General features: G+C 66.4%; 21 protein-coding genes and 1 pseudogene. 14 read left to right on the forward strand and 8 right to left on the reverse strand.

Annotated features, from left to right (window positions below; all coding sequences use genetic code 11):
- The 5 genes and pseudogenes from VDP74_RS00005 to VDP74_RS00025 form a co-directional block, all read left to right on the forward strand.
- Positions 1-80, forward strand: a pseudogene (locus tag VDP74_RS00005) (phosphoheptose isomerase); the annotation flags it as partial.
- Complete coding sequence (locus VDP74_RS00010; protein ID WP_322997556.1) at positions 80-796, forward strand: BON domain-containing protein; 717 nt, start codon at positions 80-82, stop codon at positions 794-796. The pseudogene VDP74_RS00005 and the gene VDP74_RS00010, both read left to right, overlap by 1 nt.
- Positions 793-1,287 carry a TlpA disulfide reductase family protein gene (locus VDP74_RS00015; RefSeq protein ID WP_322997557.1) on the forward strand — a complete coding sequence of 165 codons (495 nt, stop codon included), beginning with the start codon at positions 793-795 and terminating at the stop codon, positions 1,285-1,287. The genes VDP74_RS00010 and VDP74_RS00015 overlap by 4 nt, the downstream gene beginning before the upstream one ends.
- Complete coding sequence (argB, locus tag VDP74_RS00020; protein WP_322997558.1) at positions 1,284-2,186, forward strand: acetylglutamate kinase; 903 nt, start codon at positions 1,284-1,286, stop codon at positions 2,184-2,186. The genes VDP74_RS00015 and argB overlap by 4 nt, the downstream gene beginning before the upstream one ends.
- 5 nt (positions 2,187-2,191) lie before the next feature.
- Positions 2,192-2,941: a pyrimidine 5'-nucleotidase gene (locus VDP74_RS00025; protein ID WP_322997559.1), complete on the forward strand. Its 750-nt coding sequence runs from the start codon at positions 2,192-2,194 to the stop codon at positions 2,939-2,941.
- Here VDP74_RS00025 and VDP74_RS00030 read toward each other — a convergent pair.
- The 4 genes from VDP74_RS00030 to gpmA all read right to left on the reverse strand — a co-directional run bounded on the left by VDP74_RS00030 (position 2,871) and on the right by gpmA (position 7,416).
- Positions 2,871-3,650 carry a HesA/MoeB/ThiF family protein gene (locus VDP74_RS00030; RefSeq protein WP_322997831.1) on the reverse strand — a complete coding sequence of 260 codons (780 nt, stop codon included), beginning with the start codon at positions 3,648-3,650 and terminating at the stop codon, positions 2,871-2,873. The genes VDP74_RS00025 and VDP74_RS00030 overlap by 71 nt on opposite strands.
- Positions 3,651-3,667: 17 nt before the next feature.
- Entirely contained in the window at positions 3,668-5,179 is a 1,512-nt protein-coding gene (locus tag VDP74_RS00035) for a S41 family peptidase (protein ID WP_416232901.1), read from the reverse strand.
- A gap of 82 nt (positions 5,180-5,261) precedes the next feature.
- Entirely contained in the window at positions 5,262-6,662 is a 1,401-nt protein-coding gene (locus tag VDP74_RS00040) for a peptidoglycan DD-metalloendopeptidase family protein (protein WP_322997561.1), read from the reverse strand.
- A 1-nt stretch (position 6,663) separates the two neighbouring features.
- Positions 6,664-7,416: a 2,3-diphosphoglycerate-dependent phosphoglycerate mutase gene (gpmA, locus tag VDP74_RS00045; RefSeq protein ID WP_322997562.1), complete on the reverse strand. Its 753-nt coding sequence runs from the start codon at positions 7,414-7,416 to the stop codon at positions 6,664-6,666.
- Between the two features lie 88 nt (positions 7,417-7,504).
- Here gpmA and VDP74_RS00050 point away from each other — a divergent pair, with 88 nt between their 5' ends.
- From VDP74_RS00050 to VDP74_RS00065, 4 genes are all read left to right on the forward strand, one after another.
- A complete protein-coding gene (locus tag VDP74_RS00050; protein ID WP_322997563.1) occupies positions 7,505-7,915 on the forward strand; it encodes a rhodanese-like domain-containing protein in 411 nt (136 codons plus the stop codon).
- 13 nt (positions 7,916-7,928) lie between these two features.
- On the forward strand, positions 7,929-8,186 hold the full coding sequence (gene grxC, locus VDP74_RS00055) for a glutaredoxin 3 (protein WP_322997564.1): 258 nt from the start codon (positions 7,929-7,931) through the stop codon (positions 8,184-8,186).
- A gap of 37 nt (positions 8,187-8,223) precedes the next feature.
- Positions 8,224-8,730: a protein-export chaperone SecB gene (gene secB, locus VDP74_RS00060; RefSeq protein WP_322997565.1), complete on the forward strand. Its 507-nt coding sequence runs from the start codon at positions 8,224-8,226 to the stop codon at positions 8,728-8,730.
- A gap of 68 nt (positions 8,731-8,798) precedes the next feature.
- Positions 8,799-9,833: an NAD(P)H-dependent glycerol-3-phosphate dehydrogenase gene (locus VDP74_RS00065; RefSeq protein ID WP_322997566.1), complete on the forward strand. Its 1,035-nt coding sequence runs from the start codon at positions 8,799-8,801 to the stop codon at positions 9,831-9,833.
- A gap of 71 nt (positions 9,834-9,904) precedes the next feature.
- Here the strand turns inward: VDP74_RS00065 and VDP74_RS00070 are convergent, their stop codons facing one another.
- Together VDP74_RS00070 and VDP74_RS00075 are read right to left on the reverse strand one after the other, a co-directional pair.
- A complete protein-coding gene (locus VDP74_RS00070; RefSeq protein WP_322997567.1) occupies positions 9,905-10,375 on the reverse strand; it encodes a tRNA (cytidine(34)-2'-O)-methyltransferase in 471 nt (156 codons plus the stop codon).
- Between the two features lie 88 nt (positions 10,376-10,463).
- Positions 10,464-11,240 (reverse strand): ComF family protein, encoded by a 777-nt coding sequence (locus tag VDP74_RS00075; RefSeq protein WP_322997568.1) that lies wholly within the window; start codon positions 11,238-11,240, stop codon positions 10,464-10,466.
- A 76-nt stretch (positions 11,241-11,316) separates the two neighbouring features.
- On the opposite strand from VDP74_RS00075, the gene VDP74_RS00080 reads away from it, so the two are divergent.
- Entirely contained in the window at positions 11,317-12,267 is a 951-nt protein-coding gene (locus tag VDP74_RS00080) for a methyltransferase domain-containing protein (RefSeq protein ID WP_322997569.1), read from the forward strand.
- A 7-nt stretch (positions 12,268-12,274) separates the two neighbouring features.
- Here the strand turns inward: VDP74_RS00080 and rimO are convergent, their stop codons facing one another.
- Complete coding sequence (gene rimO / locus VDP74_RS00085; RefSeq protein WP_322997570.1) at positions 12,275-13,597, reverse strand: 30S ribosomal protein S12 methylthiotransferase RimO; 1,323 nt, start codon at positions 13,595-13,597, stop codon at positions 12,275-12,277.
- A gap of 165 nt (positions 13,598-13,762) precedes the next feature.
- Here rimO and rsmB point away from each other — a divergent pair, with 165 nt between their 5' ends.
- From rsmB to VDP74_RS00105, 4 genes are all read left to right on the forward strand, one after another.
- Positions 13,763-15,070, forward strand: a complete 1,308-nt coding sequence (rsmB, locus tag VDP74_RS00090; protein ID WP_416232902.1) for a 16S rRNA (cytosine(967)-C(5))-methyltransferase RsmB — start codon at positions 13,763-13,765, stop codon at positions 15,068-15,070.
- Between the two features lie 139 nt (positions 15,071-15,209).
- Entirely contained in the window at positions 15,210-15,776 is a 567-nt protein-coding gene (locus VDP74_RS00095) for a DUF4390 domain-containing protein (RefSeq protein ID WP_322997571.1), read from the forward strand.
- Complete coding sequence (locus VDP74_RS00100; protein WP_322997572.1) at positions 15,728-18,100, forward strand: sensor histidine kinase; 2,373 nt, start codon at positions 15,728-15,730, stop codon at positions 18,098-18,100. Before VDP74_RS00095 ends, VDP74_RS00100 begins: the two co-directional genes overlap by 49 nt.
- Before the next feature lie 10 nt (positions 18,101-18,110).
- Entirely contained in the window at positions 18,111-18,812 is a 702-nt protein-coding gene (locus VDP74_RS00105; RefSeq protein ID WP_322997573.1) for a response regulator, read from the forward strand.
- An 8-nt stretch (positions 18,813-18,820) separates the two neighbouring features.
- Here the strand turns inward: VDP74_RS00105 and fmt are convergent, their stop codons facing one another.
- Positions 18,821-19,774 (reverse strand): methionyl-tRNA formyltransferase, encoded by a 954-nt coding sequence (fmt, locus tag VDP74_RS00110; RefSeq protein WP_322997574.1) that lies wholly within the window; start codon positions 19,772-19,774, stop codon positions 18,821-18,823.
- Position 19,775 lies beyond the last annotated feature (1 nt).

Raw genomic sequence — 19,775 nt, forward strand, 5'->3', positions numbered from 1 at the left:
GCATCCAGGAAGTCCATATCCTGCTGCTGCATGCGCTGTGTGACGGCATCGACGCCCTGCTCCTGGGAGACCCCCTCTGATGCCCCTGTCCGCCACCCGTCCCCTGGCCCGCTGCCTGCTGACCCTGGCCTGCCTGTCCACCCTGTCAGGCTGCGGCCTGCTGGTGGTCGGCGGCACAGCCGCCACCACAGCTGTCGTCGCCACCGACCGCCGCACTGCCGGCGAACAGGTCGACGACCAGACCATCGAATTGCGCACCTCCAGCGAAATGAACAAGGCCTTCGGCGACAAGGCCCGCATCGTCGGCACCGCCTACGCAGGCCGGCTGCTGCTGGTGGGCGACGTGCCCACCGACGCCGACCGCAAGCAGGCCGTCACCATCGCCCAGGGCATCACCAAGGTCCGCACGGTCGACGACTACATCCGCGTGGGCGATCTCACGCCGCTCAGCGTACGCACCAACGACACCTGGATCACTTCCAAGGTCAAGACCGAACTCATGACGACCGAGAACGTGCCGTTTCGCACCATCAAGGTCACGACTGAACGCGGCATCGTCTACCTGATGGGCAAAGTCACCGCCACCGAAGGCGAACTGGCTGCCAAAGTCGTCTCGGGTGTCTCCGGGGTCAACAAAGTCGTAAAATTATTCCAGATCGTGTCGCGGGAAAGCCTGATCACCGATCCCGGCAAACCGGCTCCCGTCACGGATTCCAGCGCCTCTTCCTCGGCTGACGCACCGGCCTCGCCGCCGCCGGCCAACGACGCAGGCGCACAACCCATGCCTGTGCAATGAAGAAAATCGTTCTCGGCCTGGCAGCGGTGATTGCAATCGGCGCCGCTGCCCTATGGCAATTCCAGGGGGCCGCCCAAGCAGCCCCCAACGTCGCGTTCACCGATCTGCAGGGCAAAACCGTCACCATGCAGGATCTGCGCGGCAAGGTCGTGCTCGTGAAATTCTGGGCCACCAGCTGCACCACCTGCATCGCCCAGATGCCCGACACCATCCGCCACTACCAGGATCTCAAATCCCGGGGCTTCGACACCATCGGCGTGGCCATGCAGTACGACCCGCCCAACTACGTCAAGAACTACACGGAAACCCGCCAGTTGCCTTTCCCGGTAGTGATCGATGCCCAGGGCAAGATCGCCCAGGCGTTCGGCGACGTGCGCCTGACCCCGACGGCCTTCCTGATCGACAAACAGGGCAACATCATCAAGCGCTACCTGGGCAATTATGACGAACAGGCCTTTCTGGCCACGGTAGAAAAGGCACTGGTTTCATGAACACACTGACGGACACTGCCCCGGCGCTCTCGGCCACCATCAAGGCCGAAGTCCTCTCCGAGGCCCTGCCCTACATCCGCCGCTTTCACGGCAAGACCGTCGTCATCAAATACGGCGGCAACGCCATGACCGACGAACACCTGCAACGGACCTTCGCCCACGATGTCGTGCTGCTGAAACTGGTCGGCCTGAACCCCGTCGTGGTGCACGGCGGCGGCCCGCAGATCAACAGCGCCCTGAAGCGCATCGGCAAGGAAGGCACCTTCATCCAGGGCATGCGCGTCACCGATGCCGAAACCATGGAAGTCGTGGAATGGGTGCTGGGCGGCCAGGTCCAGCAGGACATCGTCATGATGGTCAACGAAGCCGGCGGCAAGGCCGTGGGCCTGACCGGCAAGGACGGCTGCCTGATCCAGGCGCGCAAAAAACTGATGCCTGACCCCGACCACCCCGGCGACATGCTGGACATCGGTTTCGTGGGCGACATCGAACGCATCGAACCTGCCGTGGTCAAGGCCCTGCAGGACGACCAGTTCATCCCCATCATCTCGTCCATCGGCTATGGCGAAGACGGCCAGGCCTACAACATCAATGCCGACGTGGTTGCCGGCAAGATGGCCGAAGTGCTCGGGGCGGAAAAACTGGTCATGCTGACCAATACTCCGGGCGTGCTCGACAAGAACGGCGAACTGCTGCGCAGCCTCTCGGCCCAGACCATCGACACGCTGTTCCAGGACGGCACGCTGTCTGGCGGCATGCTGCCGAAGATCTCGTCCGCGCTGGACGCAGCGCGGTTCGGCGTCAATTCTGTCCACATCATCGACGGTCGCGTGCCCCACTGCCTGCTGCTGGAAATCCTGACCGACCGTGGCGTCGGCACGATGATCAGTTCGCACTGACACCGATGCTGCCCTTGCGTGCCCCCAGCCCGCTGCGGCGGGGGCGGCCTGTCCCGCCGGATGCCCCTGTCTGGCTGTTCGACCTGGACAATACCCTGCATGACGCATCCCATGCCATTTTCGGCATGATCGATCAGCGCATGGGCGCTGCCGTCGCCAAAGCTCTGGACGTGCCCGCCGACCAAGCGGATATCCTGAGGCAGCGCTACTGGAAGCGCTACGGGGCAACCGCCATCGGCCTGGCCCGGCATCACGGCGTCAACCTGCGGCAATTCCTGGCGACCTGCCACGATTTCGACGTAGCCCCGCTGGTACGGACGGAAACCGGCCTGAAGGCCCGCCTGCGCGATCTGCCCGGCACCCGCATCGTACTGACCAACGCCCCCGCCCACTACGCCCGTCGGGTGCTGAAGGCGCTGGGGGTGCTGCAGGAATTCGACGGGCTCTGGGCCATCGACCACATGATGCCCATGGGACTGCCGCGCCCCAAGCCGTCCCTGGCGCTGATGCGCCAGATCGTCGCCCGGCTGGGTGGCCCGCCGCACCGCATCATCCTGGTGGAAGACACGCTGCGCAATCTGAAACCCGCGCGCCAGGCCGGCTTGAAAACCGCCTATCTGTACCATCCAGGCACGCCGTTCACCCGGCAGCAGCATGGCCGCGACCTGTACGTGGACGTGCGCATCAATCGCCTGAGCACCCTGCTGCTGCAGGCTCGCGCCGGGCGCACACCGGGCATTCGGGATCGCGCCTGAAACGGATCGTGTGCCATTGCATGCGCAAGGCATCGACCGACAGCAGGCGCCCCACCAGGGGTTCGCCCATGCCCGTGATCAGCTTGATGGCCTCGGCAGCCTGCACGCTGCCCACCATCCCCACCAGCGGCCCCAGCACCCCGGTCGTGGCGCAGCGCAATTCCTCGACGTCGTCGGCCTCGGGAAACAGGCAGTGATAGCAGGGGGATGCATCGTCGCGCAGATCGTAGACGCTGATCTGGCCCGAGAATTTGATTGCAGCCCCTGACACCAGCGGCACCCGATTGGCCACGCAGGCGCGGTTGATGGCGTGCCGGGTGGCGAAATTGTCACTGCAATCCAGCACCAGATCGACCTGAGCGGTCAATTCGAGCAACCGGGCGTCGTCCAGCCGCTCGACCAGGGCCTGGACCTGGATATCGGGGTTGATGGCCAGCAGGGCCTCGCGCCCCGATTCGGCCTTCGGCCGCCCCAGGCCCGCCGTCGTATGCAGGATCTGCCGTTGCAGATTACTGAGTTCCACGACGTCATCGTCGACCAGCAGCAGCCGGCCTACCCCCGCAGCCGCCAGGTACAGGGCAGCGGGCGACCCCAGGCCGCCGGCCCCCAGGATCAGCACCCGGGCGGCCAACAGGCGCTCCTGGCCTTCGACGCCCAGCTCATCCAGGAGGATGTGCCGGGCGTAGCGCATCAGCTGCGCATCGCCCAAACCGGTCGAATCGCGGGTCATTGGACCTTGATCAGCCCTTCCGGGGTGATCCGATAGTGTTCCACCTGGCCCGAGCCGTTATTCAGGGTTTTTTTTTCAGCGGGCGACGGTTTGGCGGCAGACGATGCGGGCGGTTTGGCGGCAGCGTCCTTGTCGGTGGCCGCCCGCGCCTGGCGCACCAGCACCGGGTCGGACTTCAGCACCGGGCGCCCCTGCAGGACATTGAGCGCCTGCTGCAGCTGCCAGTCGTCGGCGCCGCCGAATTCGAACATCTTGATCTCGCCCGGGACGAAATCGCTTTCTTCTACCTGCTCGGTCTGCGGCGCCGTCTGGTTGGCGAGGTGATGCTGCAGATCGACCTCGCGCTGGATCTGGAACAGGTTGCCGGCGGCGCTGTCGTCGACGACGTGATCGGGCGCGACCCCGGTGTTCTGGATGGAGCGGCCACTGGGCGTGTAGTAGCGCGCCGTGGTGAGCTTGATGCCCGTGTCCTTGCTGAGCTGCAGCACCGACTGCACCGAGCCTTTGCCAAAGGTGCGGTTGCCAATGATCTGGGCGCGCTTGTAGTCCTGCAATGCGCCCGCCACGATTTCCGAGGCCGAGGCCGAACCGACGTTGACCAGCACGACCATGGGCACCGTGCGCGTCCAGGCCGGCAGCGTGACCCCGGCATCGAGGCCGTGGCTGCTGTTCAGGGTACGCGCATAGAATTCCTCGTTGGACGAGGGGATGCGGCCCTTGGTGGATACGACGAGCTTTCCGGGTTCGATGAAGGCCGAGGTCACGCCGATGGCCCCGTCCAGCAGGCCGCCCGGATCGTTGCGCAGATCCAGAATCAGGCCCTTTGGCGCCTGTTTTTTGGACAGATCGACCAGCATCTTGACCAGATCGGTGGTGGTGCGGTCCTGGAACTGGCTGATGCGCACGTAGGCGATGTCGTGCGCCAGCATCTTGCCCCGCACGCTGCGGGTCTTGATCATTTCCCGAACGATGTGGAATTTCAGGGGTTTGGGACTGCCGGCGCGCTCTACGGCCAGGTCGATGGGTGTGCCCGGTTCGCCGCGCATTTTCTTCACGGCGTCGTTCAGGGACATGCCTTTTGTGGGTTCACCATTGATCTGCGTGATCAGGTCGCCGGTGAGGATCCCGGCGCGCGCGGCCGGCGTGTCTTCGATGGGAGCGATGACTTTCGGCATGCCGTCCTGGGTGCCGATCTCGATGCCCAGGCCGCCGAAACCACCTCGCGTGATGTCCTGCATCTGCTTGTAGGCTTCTTCGTCCAGGTAGACGGAATGCGGGTCCAGGTCGGTGAACAGGCCCTTGATGGCGTCGTCCATCAGCACCTGATCGGACACGGGTTCGACGTAGCTGGACTTGATGGCGCCATAGACGTTGGCGAACTGCTGCAGGCTTTTGAGCGGCAGCGGTTCGCCCTTCTGGGCGGCGGCGGTAATGCCCAGGCTGACCAGGATGCCCCCCAGGAAACCCGCCGCAATCCAGCCCAATGATCGATTCTTTCGCATGCCCATGCACGTTTCCTAAACAAGTATCCTGCTGCCAGGATCGGACGCCGCACAGGACGCCCGCACCAAACTCAACATAGTACAGAAATTAAGGCTGCAACCATAGTTGGGGATTGATCGGGGCCCCCTGGTGGCGCAGCTCGAAATACAGGCCCGGCTCGACCTGCCCACCGGTGGCCCCCACCCGTGCGATGACGTCCCCGGCTGCCACCACGTCGCCCACTTGCTTGAGTACCGCCTGGTTGTAGCCATAGATGCTGAGATACTGCCGACCGTGGTCGATGATGAGCAGATTGCCAAAGCCGCTGAGCCAGTGCGCATAAACAACCCGGCCGGGGGCCACCGCATGCACCGGCGTGCCGACGGCAGCACGCAGCACGATGCCGCGCCATACCCCGCCCTCTGGGCGCTGCATGCCGAACCGCCCCTGGACTTCACCCGACACCGGACGGCGCAGGTTCTTGTGCAGGCCGGCAAAACCGGCGTCGGGCACCGCCCGGACCTCTTCCTGATCGGCATCGGATGCCGCCGGCTGTGCGGGCCGGGCAGTGCCCGGCGTTGCGGCCTGTTCTTCGGCGGACAGGCCCTGCCCCGCCGATTCATGGACATGGCGCTCGGCCTGCTCCCGGACCTGCTGCGCCTGGCGGGCCGCTTCCTCGCGTTGAGCCTTCAGGCGCTGCTGCTCGCGCCGCGCCTGTTCCGCCTGTTCCTTGGCGCGACGCTCGGCCGCCGCCTTGAGCGCCGCCTGGCGGCGGGCTTCCGCGCGAGCGATCTCGGTATCCAGCGACTGGATCAAGCCCCCCAGCCGCTCGTCCCGCGCCTGCAGGCCCTTGGCCTGCTGGTGTTCGTCTTTGAGGCGGGCCTGCACCTGGGCCAGGACGTCGCGGCGCTGGGCCTGCTGGGCCTGCAAGGCCTGTTTCTGCGTCTGTGTATCCGCCACCAGGGCGTCCAGTTCCTTCTGGCTGGCATCGGTCTGCCGCTGCAATTCCGTCAGCCTCGCCACGGTGTCCTGCAGGGCCTTCAGCGACTGGGTCCGGGCGCGCGACACGTACGCCAGGTAGGCCAGCTCGCGGCCGATGTCCTGGGGGTCGCGGCCCGACAGCAGCGCCGTCCAGGGCGACAGGCCGCTGGCGTACTGCGCCCGCAACTGATCGGCCAGCGCCTGGCGCTGGCGATCGAACTCGGCGGTCTGCTGCCGGTGAGCATCCTGCAGGCGCCGCAAGGTCTCGGTCAGCACCTTGTGGCGCTGATCCAGATCGGCCAGCATGCGGCTGATATCGGAGATCGCCTGCTCGGAATCCTTCAGCGCGACCGTGGCATCCTGGCGAGCGGATTCGGTCGCGCCGATGCGCTTTTGCAAGGCATCGATCTGCTCGCGCAATGCCTGCCGGTCCTCGCGGGCCTGCGTCTGGCGCGCCTGCAACGAAGGCTGCGCCTGAACGCACACCGCAACCAGGCACAGCAACAGCCCCAGGCCGACATGACGCATATCAGGCCTGACTTGCCTTGCCCTGATTGGCCACTGCCTGCATGGCGGCGCGGATCTGGTCTTCGTCGCCCAGATAGTAATGACGCAGCGGCCGCAGATCGTCATCCAGTTCGTAGACCAGCGGCTGGCCGGTCGGGATGTTCACACCCACGATGTCGTCATCGGAAATGCCATCCAGATGCTTGATCAGCGCGCGCAGACTGTTGCCATGAGCCGACACCAGCACGCGCCGCCCCGACCGGATCGCCGGCGCGATGGAGTCATTCCAGAACGGCACCACCCGATCGACGGTATCGCGCAGGCATTCGGTGGCGGGCAGCTGATCAGCCGGTACGCGGTGGTAGCGGGCATCGAACCGAGGATGGCGGGGGTCGTCCTGGGCCAGGGGCTCGGGTGCGATGGCATAGGCGCGGCGCCACTGCAACACCTGGGCTTCACCGTATCTGGCGGCGGTTTCAGCCTTGTTCAGGCCCTGCAAGGCGCCGTAATGACGCTCGTTCAGGCGCCAGTTCAGCCCGATCGGCGTGTGCATGGCGTCCATTGCATCCAGGGCGATCCAGAGCGTGCGGATGGCGCGCTTGAGCACCGAGGAAAAGGCCAGATCGAATTCATACCCCTGGGCGCGGAGCAGTTCGCCCGCCTGGCGCGCCTGGGCCCGGCCGGTGTCGGTCAGGTCCACGTCGGTCCAGCCGGTGAAGCGGTTTTCGAGATTCCATTGGCTTTCGCCATGGCGCATGAGGACCAGTTTGTGCATGATCGGTTAACCTGCGAAGTTCAAAACTGCCGACCATTTTATAATCCCCGGCATACAATTTCCCTTGACCGTTGTTACAGGAACTTCTGTGGACTTTTTACTCAGCCAGAACAACCTCTGGATCCTGCTCATCGCCCTGGCATCCGGAGCGATGCTGCTGTGGCCTGGCCTGGCCAAAGGGCGCTCGAACGCGCGCATCGCCCTGGCCGACGCCATCGAACAGATCAACCGCGAACAGGGCGTGTTCGTGGATATCCGCCCGGCCGAACAATTCAAGGCCGGCCACATCCCCCAGGCGCGCAACATCACCCTGGACACGCTGGACGCGCACCTGGGCACCCTGTCCCAGGACAAACCCGTGGTCATCGTCGATGCCCAGGGGCGCGAAGGCGCCCGCGCCGTGGCGCAGTTGCGCAAGCACGGCTTTGCCCGGGCATTCTGCCTGGACGGCGGTCTGAACGCCTGGACCGAAGGCGGCATGCCCCTGAGAAAATCCTGATCGAGTCACCCCGATGGCCCAAGTCACCATGTATTGCACCACCGTGTGCCCCTACTGCACACGCGCCGAGATGCTGCTGAAACAACGCGGCGTCCAGAACATCCACAAGATCTACGTGGACCGCAACCCCGACCAGCGCGTCATCATGATGGAACGCACAGGCCGGCGCACGGTCCCGCAGATCTACATCGACGAACGCCACGTGGGCGGTTTCGACGATCTTGCCGCCCTGGACCGCGCCAACGGCCTGCTGCCGCTGCTGCAGGCCTGACCCCGCCCCCTTCACCCTCTCTTGCACGGAAATCCCCATGTCTGAAGAAAACCAAACCGAAAACGGCCAGGCCCCCAGCTTTGGGCTGCAACGCACCTACGTCAAGGACCTGTCGCTGGAAATGCCCAACGCGCCGGCCATCTTCCTGGAACAGGAAGCCCCGACCGTAGAAGTCTCGATCCAGGTCGGCGGCCAGCAACTGGCTGAATCCGTCTTCGAAGCCGTGGTCACCGCCACCGTCACCACGCGTATCGGCGACAAGGTCCTGTACCTGGTCGAACTCAGCCAGGCCGGCATCTTCGAAGCCGCCAACATTCCGGCCGAGCAGCTCGACCCGCTGCTGGGCATCGTCTGCCCGACCATGCTCTACCCCTACCTGCGGGCCAACGTGGCCGATGCCATCACGCGCACCTCGCTGCCGCCGCTGCACCTCAGCGAGATGAACTTCCAGGCGCTGTACGAACAGCGCGTGGCGCAACAGGCCGGCGAACAGTCCCAGGGCGAAGACTCCGGCCTGATCCTGCCGCCGGGCGCCCGCAACTGACGAACCGACGGGTCCCCGGCCCCCATCCGGCGGACCCGCACCCCACGGCCACCACCAGGATCCACCCTATGTCATCCGTTCAGCTCACGGTGCTGGGCGCAGGCAGCTGGGGCACGGCGCTGGCAGCACTCGCCAGCCAGCGCAGCGACACCCTGCTCTGGGCGCGCGACACCGACACCATCCACGCCATCCAGCAGACCCGGCGCAATCCGCGCTACCTGCCAGGCACCGATCTGCCGCCTTCCCTTGCGGCCACCGACGACTGGTCGGCGGCCCTGGCCCACGTGCAACAGGGCCCGGCCGATGCCACCCGGCTGATCGTTCTGGGGGTGCCCATGGCCGGCCTGGAAGACATCTGCCAGCGGCTGGCCCAGGATCTGCCCGCCGAACCCCGGCACCCCATCCATCTGCTGTGGACCTGCAAAGGCATCAGTCCCGACACCCTGCAATGGCCACACCAGATCGTCAGCGGCTGCCTGTCGCACGACGACCGGGTGCAGGCCGGCGTGCTGTCGGGGCCCTCGTTTGCCCGGGAAGTCGCCCAGGGGCTGCCCGTCGCCCTGACGATCGCCAGTTCCCACGCGGAAACCGGGCAGGCGGCGCAGGCGGCCTTTCACGGCACGCAGGCCCGGATCTACACCACTCGGGACATCATCGGCGTGGAAGTCGGCGGCGCCATGAAAAACGTCATGGCCATCGCCTGCGGCATCAGCGACGGCCTGCGCCTGGGCACCAATGCACGCGCAGCGCTGATCACGCGCGGCCTGGCGGAAATACAGCGATTGGGCGTGGCGCTGGGCGGCAGGGCGGAAACTTTCACCGGACTGACGGGCCTGGGCGACCTGGTGCTGACCGCCACGGGCGACCTGTCGCGCAACCGCCAGGTCGGCGTAGCGATCGGCCAGGGACAGCCGCTGGACGCCATCCTGGCCGGCGGCATGACGGCCGAGGGCGTGCGCTGCGCCCGCGCGGCCCTGGCGCTGGGGCAACGCCACGCCATCGAACTGCCCATCACGCAGGCCGTGTGCCAGGTGCTGTTCGAAGGCCTGGCGCCCCATCTGGCCGTCGCGGCCTTGCTGGCACGAGAGGCGCGGCCGGAATAAATCGTCTCCCGCAGCAGGAACAGCGCGCCACGTGCTCCGTGCGGCGATCATGGCCTGCCTCGGCAGCCCTCTCAGATGCCGCCCGCATAGCCGGCCTGCCGCCAGGCCTCGAACACCGTCACCGCCACCGCATTGGACAGGTTCAGGCTGCGCTGCTGCGGCCGCATGGGCAGGCGGACGCGCTGATCCGGGGGGAAGAACTGCAGCTGCTCGTCCGACAAGCCTGCGGTTTCCCGGCCGAAGACAAACACATCGCCCGGCCGCAGGGCGCGTTCGCCGATCAGGACCGAGCCACGCGTCGTCAGCGCGTAGCGCCGGGCGGGGTCCCCGCCGATGGAGTCCAGCGCCTGCGCCAGGCTGTCGTGCACCAGCATGTCGGCCCACTCGTGATAATCCAGGCCCGCCCGGCGCATGCGGGCATCATCCAATGGAAAACCCAGCGGGCGCACCAGATGCAGATGGGTGCCGGTATTGGCGCTCAGCCGGATGATGTTGCCGGTATTGGGCGGGATTTCAGGTTCGACAAGGACGATATGAAACATGCGGACGGGATCAGGGATGCGCGCGGCGTGCGAAGTCCAGATTGTAGAACGCCGCCAATGCCCGACGGGACGATGCGCTGGTGCGCTGTCACGGCCCCGGCTGCGCAGCCTGGCGCACGGCGCGGGCCAGCACCCAGCCTTCCACCCGGGCCACCCCGGCGGCCTTCAGCGCAGCCGCCACGGCCTGCATCGTTGCGCCGGTCGTCAACACGTCGTCGATGACGGCGACCCGAGCGCCCGCCAGGTTCGCGGCAGGCCGCCAATGCCCTGCACGTTCGCCGCGTAGCGGCGAAGACTCGTCGCAGACGTACAGCCCCTGCTGGGCCTGCAAGCGGTCGGCACGCCGCAATGCCGCCTGCTTGCGGCCATCCTGTCGGCGACGCACGGCCGTCAGATGGCAGGGGATGCCTAAGCGGCGCGCCAGCAGGCGGGCAATCTCGGCGGGCGGACTGAAGCCGCGCTCGCGCAAGGCGGGCCGCCTGGCCGGCACCGGAACGATCCAATCCGGATCAGCGTCAGGGTTCATTCCCGAGCGGCGCACCGCGCAGGCCAGCTGTTCAGCCAGCACGCCCGCCAAAGACAGGCGGCAACGAATCTTGTAATCCTGGACCAGCCGGCGGCCCAGGTCCTGGTAGTCGAACGCAGCGACGATCCGGTCGTACGCCGGGGCCGACGGCGGGCAATCCGGGCAGATGCCTGCCGCCAGGGGATGCAGGCAGACCAGGCAACGGGGATGATGCCAGTCCATCGCCAAGGCGCCCGCGCAGGCCGCGCACAGTCCCTGCCCGGCCATCCGCCGTTCGCAGCCCGGACATTCCGCCGGGACCCAGTGCCGCCAGTCGCGCCAGACTGCCAGATGCCGCATAATGTCACCTTCCTTTCCGCCAGTACGCTCCATCACATCACAGTTACGGGCGCAGCGGCACCGGTCTTGATCCCTTATGTCACAGCTTCCCCGCCTGCCCATCGACCCTGCGGCCGTTTCACGGCAATTCGCCCGGCGCGCGCCCCTGGACGCTCCCCAGTTCCTGTTCGGTGAGATCGCCCAGCGCATGCTGCGCCGGCTGAGCTACATCCGCATCGATCCGCACGACATCCTGGATGCCGGCTGCGGGGCGGCGCATGCCCTGGATCCGCTGCGGGCCCGCTATCCGAACCTGCGCTACATCGGTCAGGACCACTGCGCCACGCTGCTGGACACGGCCCGCGAGCGGTACATGAGCAAGCCCGGTTTCTGGCACCGCCTGCGCAACAAACCCACGCCGCAGCCCGAATTCCTGCAGACGGATCTGGCGGAATCCGGCCTGCCCGACGAAAGCCTGGATCTGGTGTGGTCGAATCTGGCGCTGCACTGGCACCCCGAACCACACCTGGTGCTGCAGGAATGGCGCAGGATCCTGCGCAACGACGCCCTGGCCATGTATTCCAGCCTGGGGCCCGGATCGCTGCGAGAGCTGCGCGAGGCGGTCTCCGAGGCGGGCCTGGACACCCAGCCCATGGAATTCGTAGACATGCACGACTTCGGCGACCTGATGCTGCAGGTGGGTTTTGCCGATCCGGTGATGGACCAGGAAATCATCACCCTGACCTACAAGACCGCCGACAAGCTGCTGGAAGACGTCCATCTGCTGGGCGGCAACCCGCACGCCCAGCGGCGACCAGGCCTGGCGGGCCGCGCCTGGCGCAACCGCCTGATCCAGGCGCTGGAACGGCGGCGGCACCAGGACGGCACCATCCACCTGAGCCTGGAAGTCGCCTACGGCCACGCCTGGCGGGCCGCTGCCCGGCGCGGCGTGATCGGCGAGCTGCCCGTCACGGTCTTCAAGCGCGCCCAGCCCCTGGAAGCCGGCAAGCCCCCGCCTCGGGTGGTGCCGCGCAAGCCGGACGCCTGATCCCGATCTAGACCGGCACCCCGTACAGGTCGTATTCGTCGGCATCCTCGATGCGGACCTGTATCAGGTCGCCCGGGGCGCGGCCGGCCGCATCGCGCAACAGCACGCTGCCGTCGATCTCGGGGGCATCCGCCATGGATCGAGCGGTGGCGCCGCCCTGATCGTCGATCTCGTCGATCAGCACGGTCAAGGTCCGCCCGACCTTGGCAGCCAGGCGTCGGGTGGAAATCGCCTGCTGATGCGCCATGAAGCGTTCCCAGCGCTCGGCCTTGATCTCGTCGGGCACCGGATCGGCCAACTCGTTGGCCTTGGCGCCGTCTACCGGCGAATACTGGAAACAGCCGACGCGATCCAGTTGCGCCTCGCTCATCCAATCCAGCAGATACTGGAAATCATCTTCCGTCTCGCCCGGAAAGCCGACGATGAAGGTGGACCGCAAGGTCAGGTCCGGACAGGCCTCGCGCCATTGGCGGATGCGAGCCAGGGTGCGGTCCTCGAAGGCGGGGCGCTTCATGGCCTTCAGGATGCGCGGGCTGGCGTGCTGGAATGGGATGTCCAGATACGGCAGGATCCGGCCTTCGGCCATCAGGGGAATCAGTTCGTCCACGTGGGGATAGGGGTAGACGTAGTGCATGCGCACCCAGACGCCGAATTCCCCCAGCGCCTGAGCCAATTCGGTCAGGCGGGTCTTGACGGGGCGGCCATCCCAGAACCCCGTGCGGTACTTGACGTCCACGCCGTAGGCGCTGGTGTCCTGTGAAATCACCAGCAGTTCCTTGACGCCGGCATCCACCAGGCGGCGGGCCTCGCCCAGCACATCGCCGATGGGCCGGCTGACCAGGCGACCGCGCATGGAAGGAATGATGCAGAAGCTGCAATTGTGGTTGCAGCCTTCAGAGATCTTCAGATAGGCGTAATGGCGAGGCGTCAGGCGGATGCCCTGGGGGGGCACCAGATCCACATAGGGGTCGTGGGCGCGGTCGTGCGGCGCGGCGTCGTGCACCGCCCGCACCACTTGTTCGTACTGCTGCGGGCCGGTCACGGCCAGCACCGCCGGGTGCACGTCGCGGATCATGTCGGCTTCGACGCCCAGGCAGCCGGTCACGATGACCTTGCCGTTTTCGGTGATGGCCTCGCCGATGGCATCCAGCGATTCAGCCTTGGCGCTGTCGATGAAGCCGCAGGTGTTGACCACCACGACGTCGGCGCCGTCATAATCGGCGCTGATGGTGTAGCCATCCATGCGCAGCTGGGTCAGAATGCGTTCCGAATCAACCAGGGCCTTGGGGCAGCCCAGACTGACGAAACCGACACGGGGGGATGGGCTCATGAAATCCTCGAGGTGCAGAGCAAACCCTTGATTTTAATGAATTGGTGCTACAGTCCCCCAAAAACATTCCTCACCGGCGGAATTCCCGCTCTTATCGTGCCAGAATCACCACACTCCCGCAGGGCCCCATCCGACAGCGCGGTCGACCAGGCCGCCGACATCCCCTTGTCCCGACAACTGCTGGCCGCCGCCCAGGCCGTGCGCGGCGTGCTGACCGGGCTGTCCCTGTCGGAATCCCTGGACCGCACGCCCCCGGCCCTGCGTCCGGCCGCGCAGGCGCTGTCCTTCCATGCCATGCGCCAGTTGGGATTCGCCCAGACGGCGCGGGCGCTGCTGGTGCCGCGCCGTCCGTCCGACCGCCTGACCGAGGCCCTGCTGCTGCTGGGCCTGAGCCTGCTGGAAGCCAGCCAGCGCCAGTCCGACGGCACGGCCCAACCACCGGGCACTCCGCTCTACGCCGCACACACGCTGGTGCACCAGATAGTGCAGGCGGCGGAATCCGACCGCCACACGCGCCCCGCGAAAAACCTGATCAATGCGGTCCTGCGCCGCTACGGACGGGAACGAACGGCGCTACTGCCGCAGATCCTGGCTACGCCACTGGCCTGCTGGAACCACCCGGACTGGTGGATCGAAGCCCTGCAGCAAGCCTGGCCGCAGCACTGGGAAGCCATCCTGCAGGCGGCCGATCAGCCTCCTCCCATGACACTGCGGGTCAATGTTCGCCAGACTTCCCGCGACACGCTGCTCGAACGGCTGGCGCACGCGGGCATCACCGCGCAGCCAGTCGGCATCGCTGGCCTGATCCTGGATCGCCCCCTGCCCGTGCGCGACATTCCCGGTTTTGCCGAAGGCTGCTGGTCGGTGCAAGACGCCTCGGCACAACGGGCGGGCGCACTGCTGCCGCTGCAAGACGGCATGCGGGTGCTGGACGCCTGCGCCGCGCCTGGCGGCAAGACCGCCCACCTGCTGGAACGCCACACGCTGCGCCTGACGGCGCTGGACAGCGATGCCCGGCGCCTGGAACGCGTGGACGAGAACCTGCGGAGGCTAGGCCTGGAATCCCCCGACGTCACACTGCGCTGCGCCGACGCTGCCGACCCTGCCGCATGGTGGGACGGCCAGCCGTACGATGCCATCCTGGCGGACGTGCCCTGCACTGCATCCGGTGTAGTGCGCCGCCACCCTGACATCCGCTGGCTGCGGCGCGCCGAAGATGTGGCCCGCACGGCCGCGCTGCAGACTCGCATCGCAGACGCCCTGTGGCCGTTGCTGGCGCCCGGCGGCCACCTGCTGTATGCCACCTGCTCGATCTTTCCCCAGGAAGGGGAATCGCAGATCCAGGCATTCCTGGACCGCCACGCCGACGCCCGGCGCCTGCCCGCCCCCGGCCAGATCCTGCCTGGCGGCGCCGACCAGGGCGACGGGTTCTTCTACGCGCTGATCCGCAAACCGGAAAACACTGCCCTCTAGTGTCCGACAGGCAATCGCACTCCGCCAACAGAGGCGCACGAGACGGCAGCGGCAGGGCGCAGGATCATGTCCGGCTTGCGCTCAAGCGCTGGGTCATCAACAATACCGCCATTGTCCGCCCAGTCGCCCGGTCTCGTGCATGCTCCGATTCCTGATCACCCTGACCTTCTGCCTGCTCAACCTGCTGCCGGCTGCCCATGGCCGTGAAGGCCAGGTCACGCGCATCGAACCCCAGGTGCGGCAGGGCCAGTTGCTGATCGACGCCGACATCGACTTCTCTCTGGGCGACGACCTGCACGACGCCGCCCAAAAGGGCGTGCCCCTGTATTTCACCGTCGATCTGCAGATTCAGCAGCCCCGCTGGTGGTGGTTCGACAAGACCGTCCTCGACACGGAACAGACCTGGCGCATTCAGTTCAACGCCCTGACCCGCCAATGGCGCGTCAGCCTGGACGATCTGTCCCTGCCCGCCACGACGCTGGACGAGGCCCTGGATCTGGTACGTCACATCCGAAGCTGGCAAGTGGGTTCGGCCGCCCTGCTCACCCCCGGCGTCGACTATGAAGGCCAGTTACGCCTGCGGCTGGACACCTCGCGGCTGGCTCGACCGTTTCAGGTCGATGCCCTCAACAGCAATGCCTGGTCCCTGACCACCCCATGGAAAAAATTCACGTTTTCTCTTTCCGCCGACACGCCCCGAAACTGACACGCTGGGCGCTGCGCATCGCCTTGCTGGTCGCGGCCGTCAGTGCCGTGGCCCTGCTGGGGCTGCTGGTCTGGTCCACGGGCAACGCCTCGCGCTACGCGCAGCAATACGATCTGCTGCTGCTGTTCAACGGCATCCTGGCAGTGGCCCTGATGTCCTGGGTCGCCATGCTGACCATTCGGCTGATCCGACAGATCCGACGGCGCCAGTTCGGCGCGCGGATGACTGCCCGCTTCACCCTGTACTTCACCCTGATCGGCATCCTGCCGGGCGTCATCATCTACGTGCTGTCGGTGCAGTTCATGTCGCGCTCGATCGAGTCCTGGTTCAACGTGCGCGTGGACAGCGCCCTGGAAGCCGGCCTGAACCTGGGCCGCGCCGCCCTGGACGCCCAACTGAACGAGCTGAACGGCCGGGCGCACAACATGGCCCTGCGGCTGAATAATGCCAGCGACGCCGAAACCGCCCTGCTGATCACATCGCTGCGTGAAAGCAGCAGCATCGACGAGGCCATGGTGTTCACCGGCAACGGACGGTTGGTGGCGTTTTCCTCATCCGCCTTCGGCCAGCTGCTGCCCGATCTGCCGCCCAGCAGCGTCATGAATCAATTGCGGGTGTCACAGGGCTACTCGGCGGCCGAAGCCGACGTCGCGCCCGGCAGCGGCCCCACCAGCACCGGCCTGCACCTGCGCGTCATCATCCCGCTGGGATCCACCGCAGACCGCCTGGGCACCCCGATGGGCCTGGGCAGCGACACCCGGTGGCTGCAGGTGATCCAGGCAGTGCCAGAACGCATCGCCCATAACGCCAGCCAGGTCCAGCAGGGGTTCCGCGACTACCAGGAACTGGCCCTGTCGCGGCTGGGGCTGCGCAAGCTGTACGGCATCACCCTGACCCTGGCCCTGATCCTGGCCGTGTTCGCCGCCGTCGTTGTCGCCCTTGCGGTATCGCGACGGCTGGTGCGCCCCCTGCTGACGCTCGCGTCGGGCACCCAGGCAGTAGGGGTGGGCGACTACCGCCCGTTGCCCGAACCGCCGGCCCGAGACGAAGTCGGTCAGTTGACCCGCTCGTTCAACGCCATGACGCGGCAGCTGGACGAGGCCCGGCGCATGGTGGACCGCCACCGGCACCAGCTGGAACAAAGCAACCTGTACCTGGAGTCGGTGCTAAGCAACCTGTCGTCTGGGGTGCTGGTGTTCGACCACGCCTTCCGCCTGAGCCTGTTCAACCAAGGGGCACAGGCCATCCTGCACCTGGATCTGCGCACCTGCCAGGGCCGGCCCCTGGAAACCGTGGATGGAGCCCTGGCCCTGGCGCAACTGATCCGCCAGGCATTCTCGGCCCATGACGCCGTGGAATCCACGCGTCCCTACTGGCAACAGCAGTTCGAGGTCGAACTGCAGCAGGCGCCCGACAACGAACGCAAAAAACACGTCGTTACCCTGCTGGCCCGGGGCACCCGCCTGGTGATGGCCGGCCATGAAGACGGCTATCTGGTGGTGTTCGACGACATCAGCGAGGTCATTTCCGCCAACCGCACGGTTGCCTGGGGCGAAGTCGCCCGCCGCCTGGCGCACGAGATCAAGAACCCGCTGACCCCCATCCAGCTGTCGGCCGAACGCCTGGCCATGAAACTGGCCGACCGCCTGGATACCGATGACGCTGCCATGCTGCAACGGTCCACCCAGACCATCGTCAATCAGGTTGCGTCGCTCAAGCGCATGGTGGACGATTTCCGCGAATACGCCCGCACGCCGCCCGCGCAGATGCAGGATATCGACCTGAACGCCTTGCTGAGCGACGTGCTGACCCTGTACGGCTGGGACCCCGCCGAACCGGGCAATGTATCCACCCGAGCCGGGGTGAGCATCGATGCCCGGCTGGCCGACCCGCTGCCCATGATCCAGGGCGACCCCGCGCAGCTGCGCCAGGTGATCCACAACCTGCTGGCCAATGCGCGCGATGCCGCCAGCACCCACGCCGCCCCCGGCTCGGCGGAGATCCGCATCCAGACGCGGCTGATCGCCCCGGAAAACGCCGCCGATCACGCCCGCATCCGCCTGACGGTCTCGGACAACGGCCCTGGATTCGCGCCTGAGGTCCTGCATCGGGTCTTCGAGCCCTACGTCACCACCAAAGCCGCCGGCACCGGCCTGGGTCTGGCCATCGTCAAGAAGATCATCGAGGAACACGGCGCCCAGGTCGACATCTCCAACCGATCCGAAGGCGGCGCGCGCATCTCGATCCTGTTCTCACGGCTGGCCGATGGGACGGGACTGCTGGACGCCGAAGATCAGGCACAGGATAATACGCACAATACATAGGTGAGGTGATATGGCCAGAATTCTGGTGGTCGACGACGAAATCGGCATTCGCGAACTGCTGTCTGAAATTCTCTACGACGAAGGCCACACGGTCGAACTCGCGGAAAATGCTGCTCAGGCTCGCGACTATCGCCTGCGCCAACGACCGGATCTGGTCCTGCTGGACATCTGGATGCCCGACATCGACGGCGTCAGCCTGCTCAAGGAATGGTCCAGCCAGGGGCTGCTGAACATGCCCGTCATCATGATGAGCGGCCACGCCACCGTGGACACTGCCGTCGAGGCCACGCGCATCGGCGCCGTCGATTTCCTGGAAAAGCCCATCACCCTGCAAAAGCTGCTGAAGACCGTGGCCGCTGGCCTGGCCCGTCCGGTCATCCCGGCATCCATGCGCAGCCGCACCGAACGGCCCGTCATGCCCGATCCGGTCTTCACCCAGCCGCCCGCCATCAGCAGCACCGGGGCGACGCCCGCCGCCACGCCTGCCGCCCCCGCAGCCGATGATTCCCACCTGGGCGCGATTTCCCTGAACCAGCCGCTGCGCGAGGCACGTGATGAATTCGAACGCATTTATTTCGAATACCATCTGCTGCACGAAAATCACAGCATGACGCGGGTTTCCGAGCGCACCGGCCTGGAACGCACTCACCTGTACCGCAAGCTCAAACAGCTGGGTATCGATACGTCGCGCAAAAAGTCATCGGGCGGCTGACACCCGCCCTACGGTGCCCGATACGACTGCAGGAAAACATCCACGGGCTGGCGCCGGCTACCGGGCTTTTGCAGCGCGGTGATCCGCAGCAGGCCCTGGGCCGTCGCCACATCGATGCCATCACGGCCCATCTGCACAACGGTACCCGGCTCGGACGATTCCCCGCCCTGTCCATGATCCAAGGCACGGGCTGCCCAGACCTTCACCGGCTGCTCGATTCCCGGCAGGACCATCGTGGTTCCCGGAAAGGGATCAAAGGCGCGGATGCGCCGGGCAAGCACGATAGCCGGCAAGGAAAAATCCAGCGCAGATTCGGATTTCTGCAGCTTGTCGGCATAGGTGACGCCATCCGCAGGCTGCGGCACTGGTGTCGGCGCATGTCCCGCATCCAGCTCGCCCAGCACCCGGACAATCGCCAGAGCGCCGTCATCCGCCAGCGCATCGTGCAGGCTGGCCCCGGTGTCTTCCGGTCCGATGGGCCGTTCCGCGCGCAGCAGCATGGCGCCGGTATCCAGGCCCGCGTCCATCTGCATGATGGTGATGCCGGTGGCGGCATCACCCGCCTGGATGGCCCGCTGGATGGGTGCAGCCCCCCGCCAGCGCGGCAGCAGGCTGGCATGGATGTTCAGGCAACCATGAGGAGGGAGATCCAGCACCCACTGTGGCAGGATCAGGCCGTAGGCCGCCACCACCATGACGTCCGGTGCCCAGGCCTGCAGGGCCGCCCGCGCCGACCGGGCCTCGTCCGGATACTTGCCGTCCAGACGCAGGCTGCGCGGCTGCAGCACGGCGACGCCAGCATCCAGCGCCGCCTGTTTGACGGGACTGGGCTGCAATTTCATGCCGCGCCCCGATGGGCGATCCGGCTGAGTCAGCACGCCCACGACCTGATGGCCTGCGCCCAGGATGGCAGCCAGGGCCTGACGGGCAAATTCAGGAGTTCCTGCAAAAGCGACCCGCACG

Source organism: Castellaniella sp., assembly GCF_034674885.1.
Lineage (GTDB): Bacteria > Pseudomonadota > Gammaproteobacteria > Burkholderiales > Burkholderiaceae_B > Castellaniella.

Bases quoted from the DNA above. Each gene is read 5' to 3' on its own strand.
- VDP74_RS00010 (WP_322997556.1), top strand. From the start codon at position 80: ATGCCCCTGTCCGCCACCCGTCCCCTGGCCCGCTGCCTGCTGACCCTG.
- VDP74_RS00015 (WP_322997557.1), top strand. From the start codon at position 793: ATGAAGAAAATCGTTCTCGGCCTGGCAGCGGTGATTGCAATCGGCGCC.
- argB (WP_322997558.1), top strand. From the start codon at position 1,284: ATGAACACACTGACGGACACTGCCCCGGCGCTCTCGGCCACCATCAAG.
- VDP74_RS00025 (WP_322997559.1), top strand. From the start codon at position 2,192: ATGCTGCCCTTGCGTGCCCCCAGCCCGCTGCGGCGGGGGCGGCCTGTC.
- VDP74_RS00035 (WP_416232901.1), bottom strand. From the start codon at position 5,179: ATGGGCATGCGAAAGAATCGATCATTGGGCTGGATTGCGGCGGGTTTC.
- VDP74_RS00040 (WP_322997561.1), bottom strand. From the start codon at position 6,662: ATGCGTCATGTCGGCCTGGGGCTGTTGCTGTGCCTGGTTGCGGTGTGC.
- gpmA (WP_322997562.1), bottom strand. From the start codon at position 7,416: ATGCACAAACTGGTCCTCATGCGCCATGGCGAAAGCCAATGGAATCTC.
- grxC (WP_322997564.1), top strand. From the start codon at position 7,929: ATGGCCCAAGTCACCATGTATTGCACCACCGTGTGCCCCTACTGCACA.
- secB (WP_322997565.1), top strand. From the start codon at position 8,224: ATGTCTGAAGAAAACCAAACCGAAAACGGCCAGGCCCCCAGCTTTGGG.
- VDP74_RS00065 (WP_322997566.1), top strand. From the start codon at position 8,799: ATGTCATCCGTTCAGCTCACGGTGCTGGGCGCAGGCAGCTGGGGCACG.
- VDP74_RS00070 (WP_322997567.1), bottom strand. From the start codon at position 10,375: ATGTTTCATATCGTCCTTGTCGAACCTGAAATCCCGCCCAATACCGGC.
- VDP74_RS00075 (WP_322997568.1), bottom strand. From the start codon at position 11,240: ATGCGGCATCTGGCAGTCTGGCGCGACTGGCGGCACTGGGTCCCGGCG.
- VDP74_RS00080 (WP_322997569.1), top strand. From the start codon at position 11,317: ATGTCACAGCTTCCCCGCCTGCCCATCGACCCTGCGGCCGTTTCACGG.
- rimO (WP_322997570.1), bottom strand. From the start codon at position 13,597: ATGAGCCCATCCCCCCGTGTCGGTTTCGTCAGTCTGGGCTGCCCCAAG.
- VDP74_RS00095 (WP_322997571.1), top strand. From the start codon at position 15,210: ATGCTCCGATTCCTGATCACCCTGACCTTCTGCCTGCTCAACCTGCTG.
- VDP74_RS00100 (WP_322997572.1), top strand. From the start codon at position 15,728: ATGGAAAAAATTCACGTTTTCTCTTTCCGCCGACACGCCCCGAAACTG.
- VDP74_RS00105 (WP_322997573.1), top strand. From the start codon at position 18,111: ATGGCCAGAATTCTGGTGGTCGACGACGAAATCGGCATTCGCGAACTG.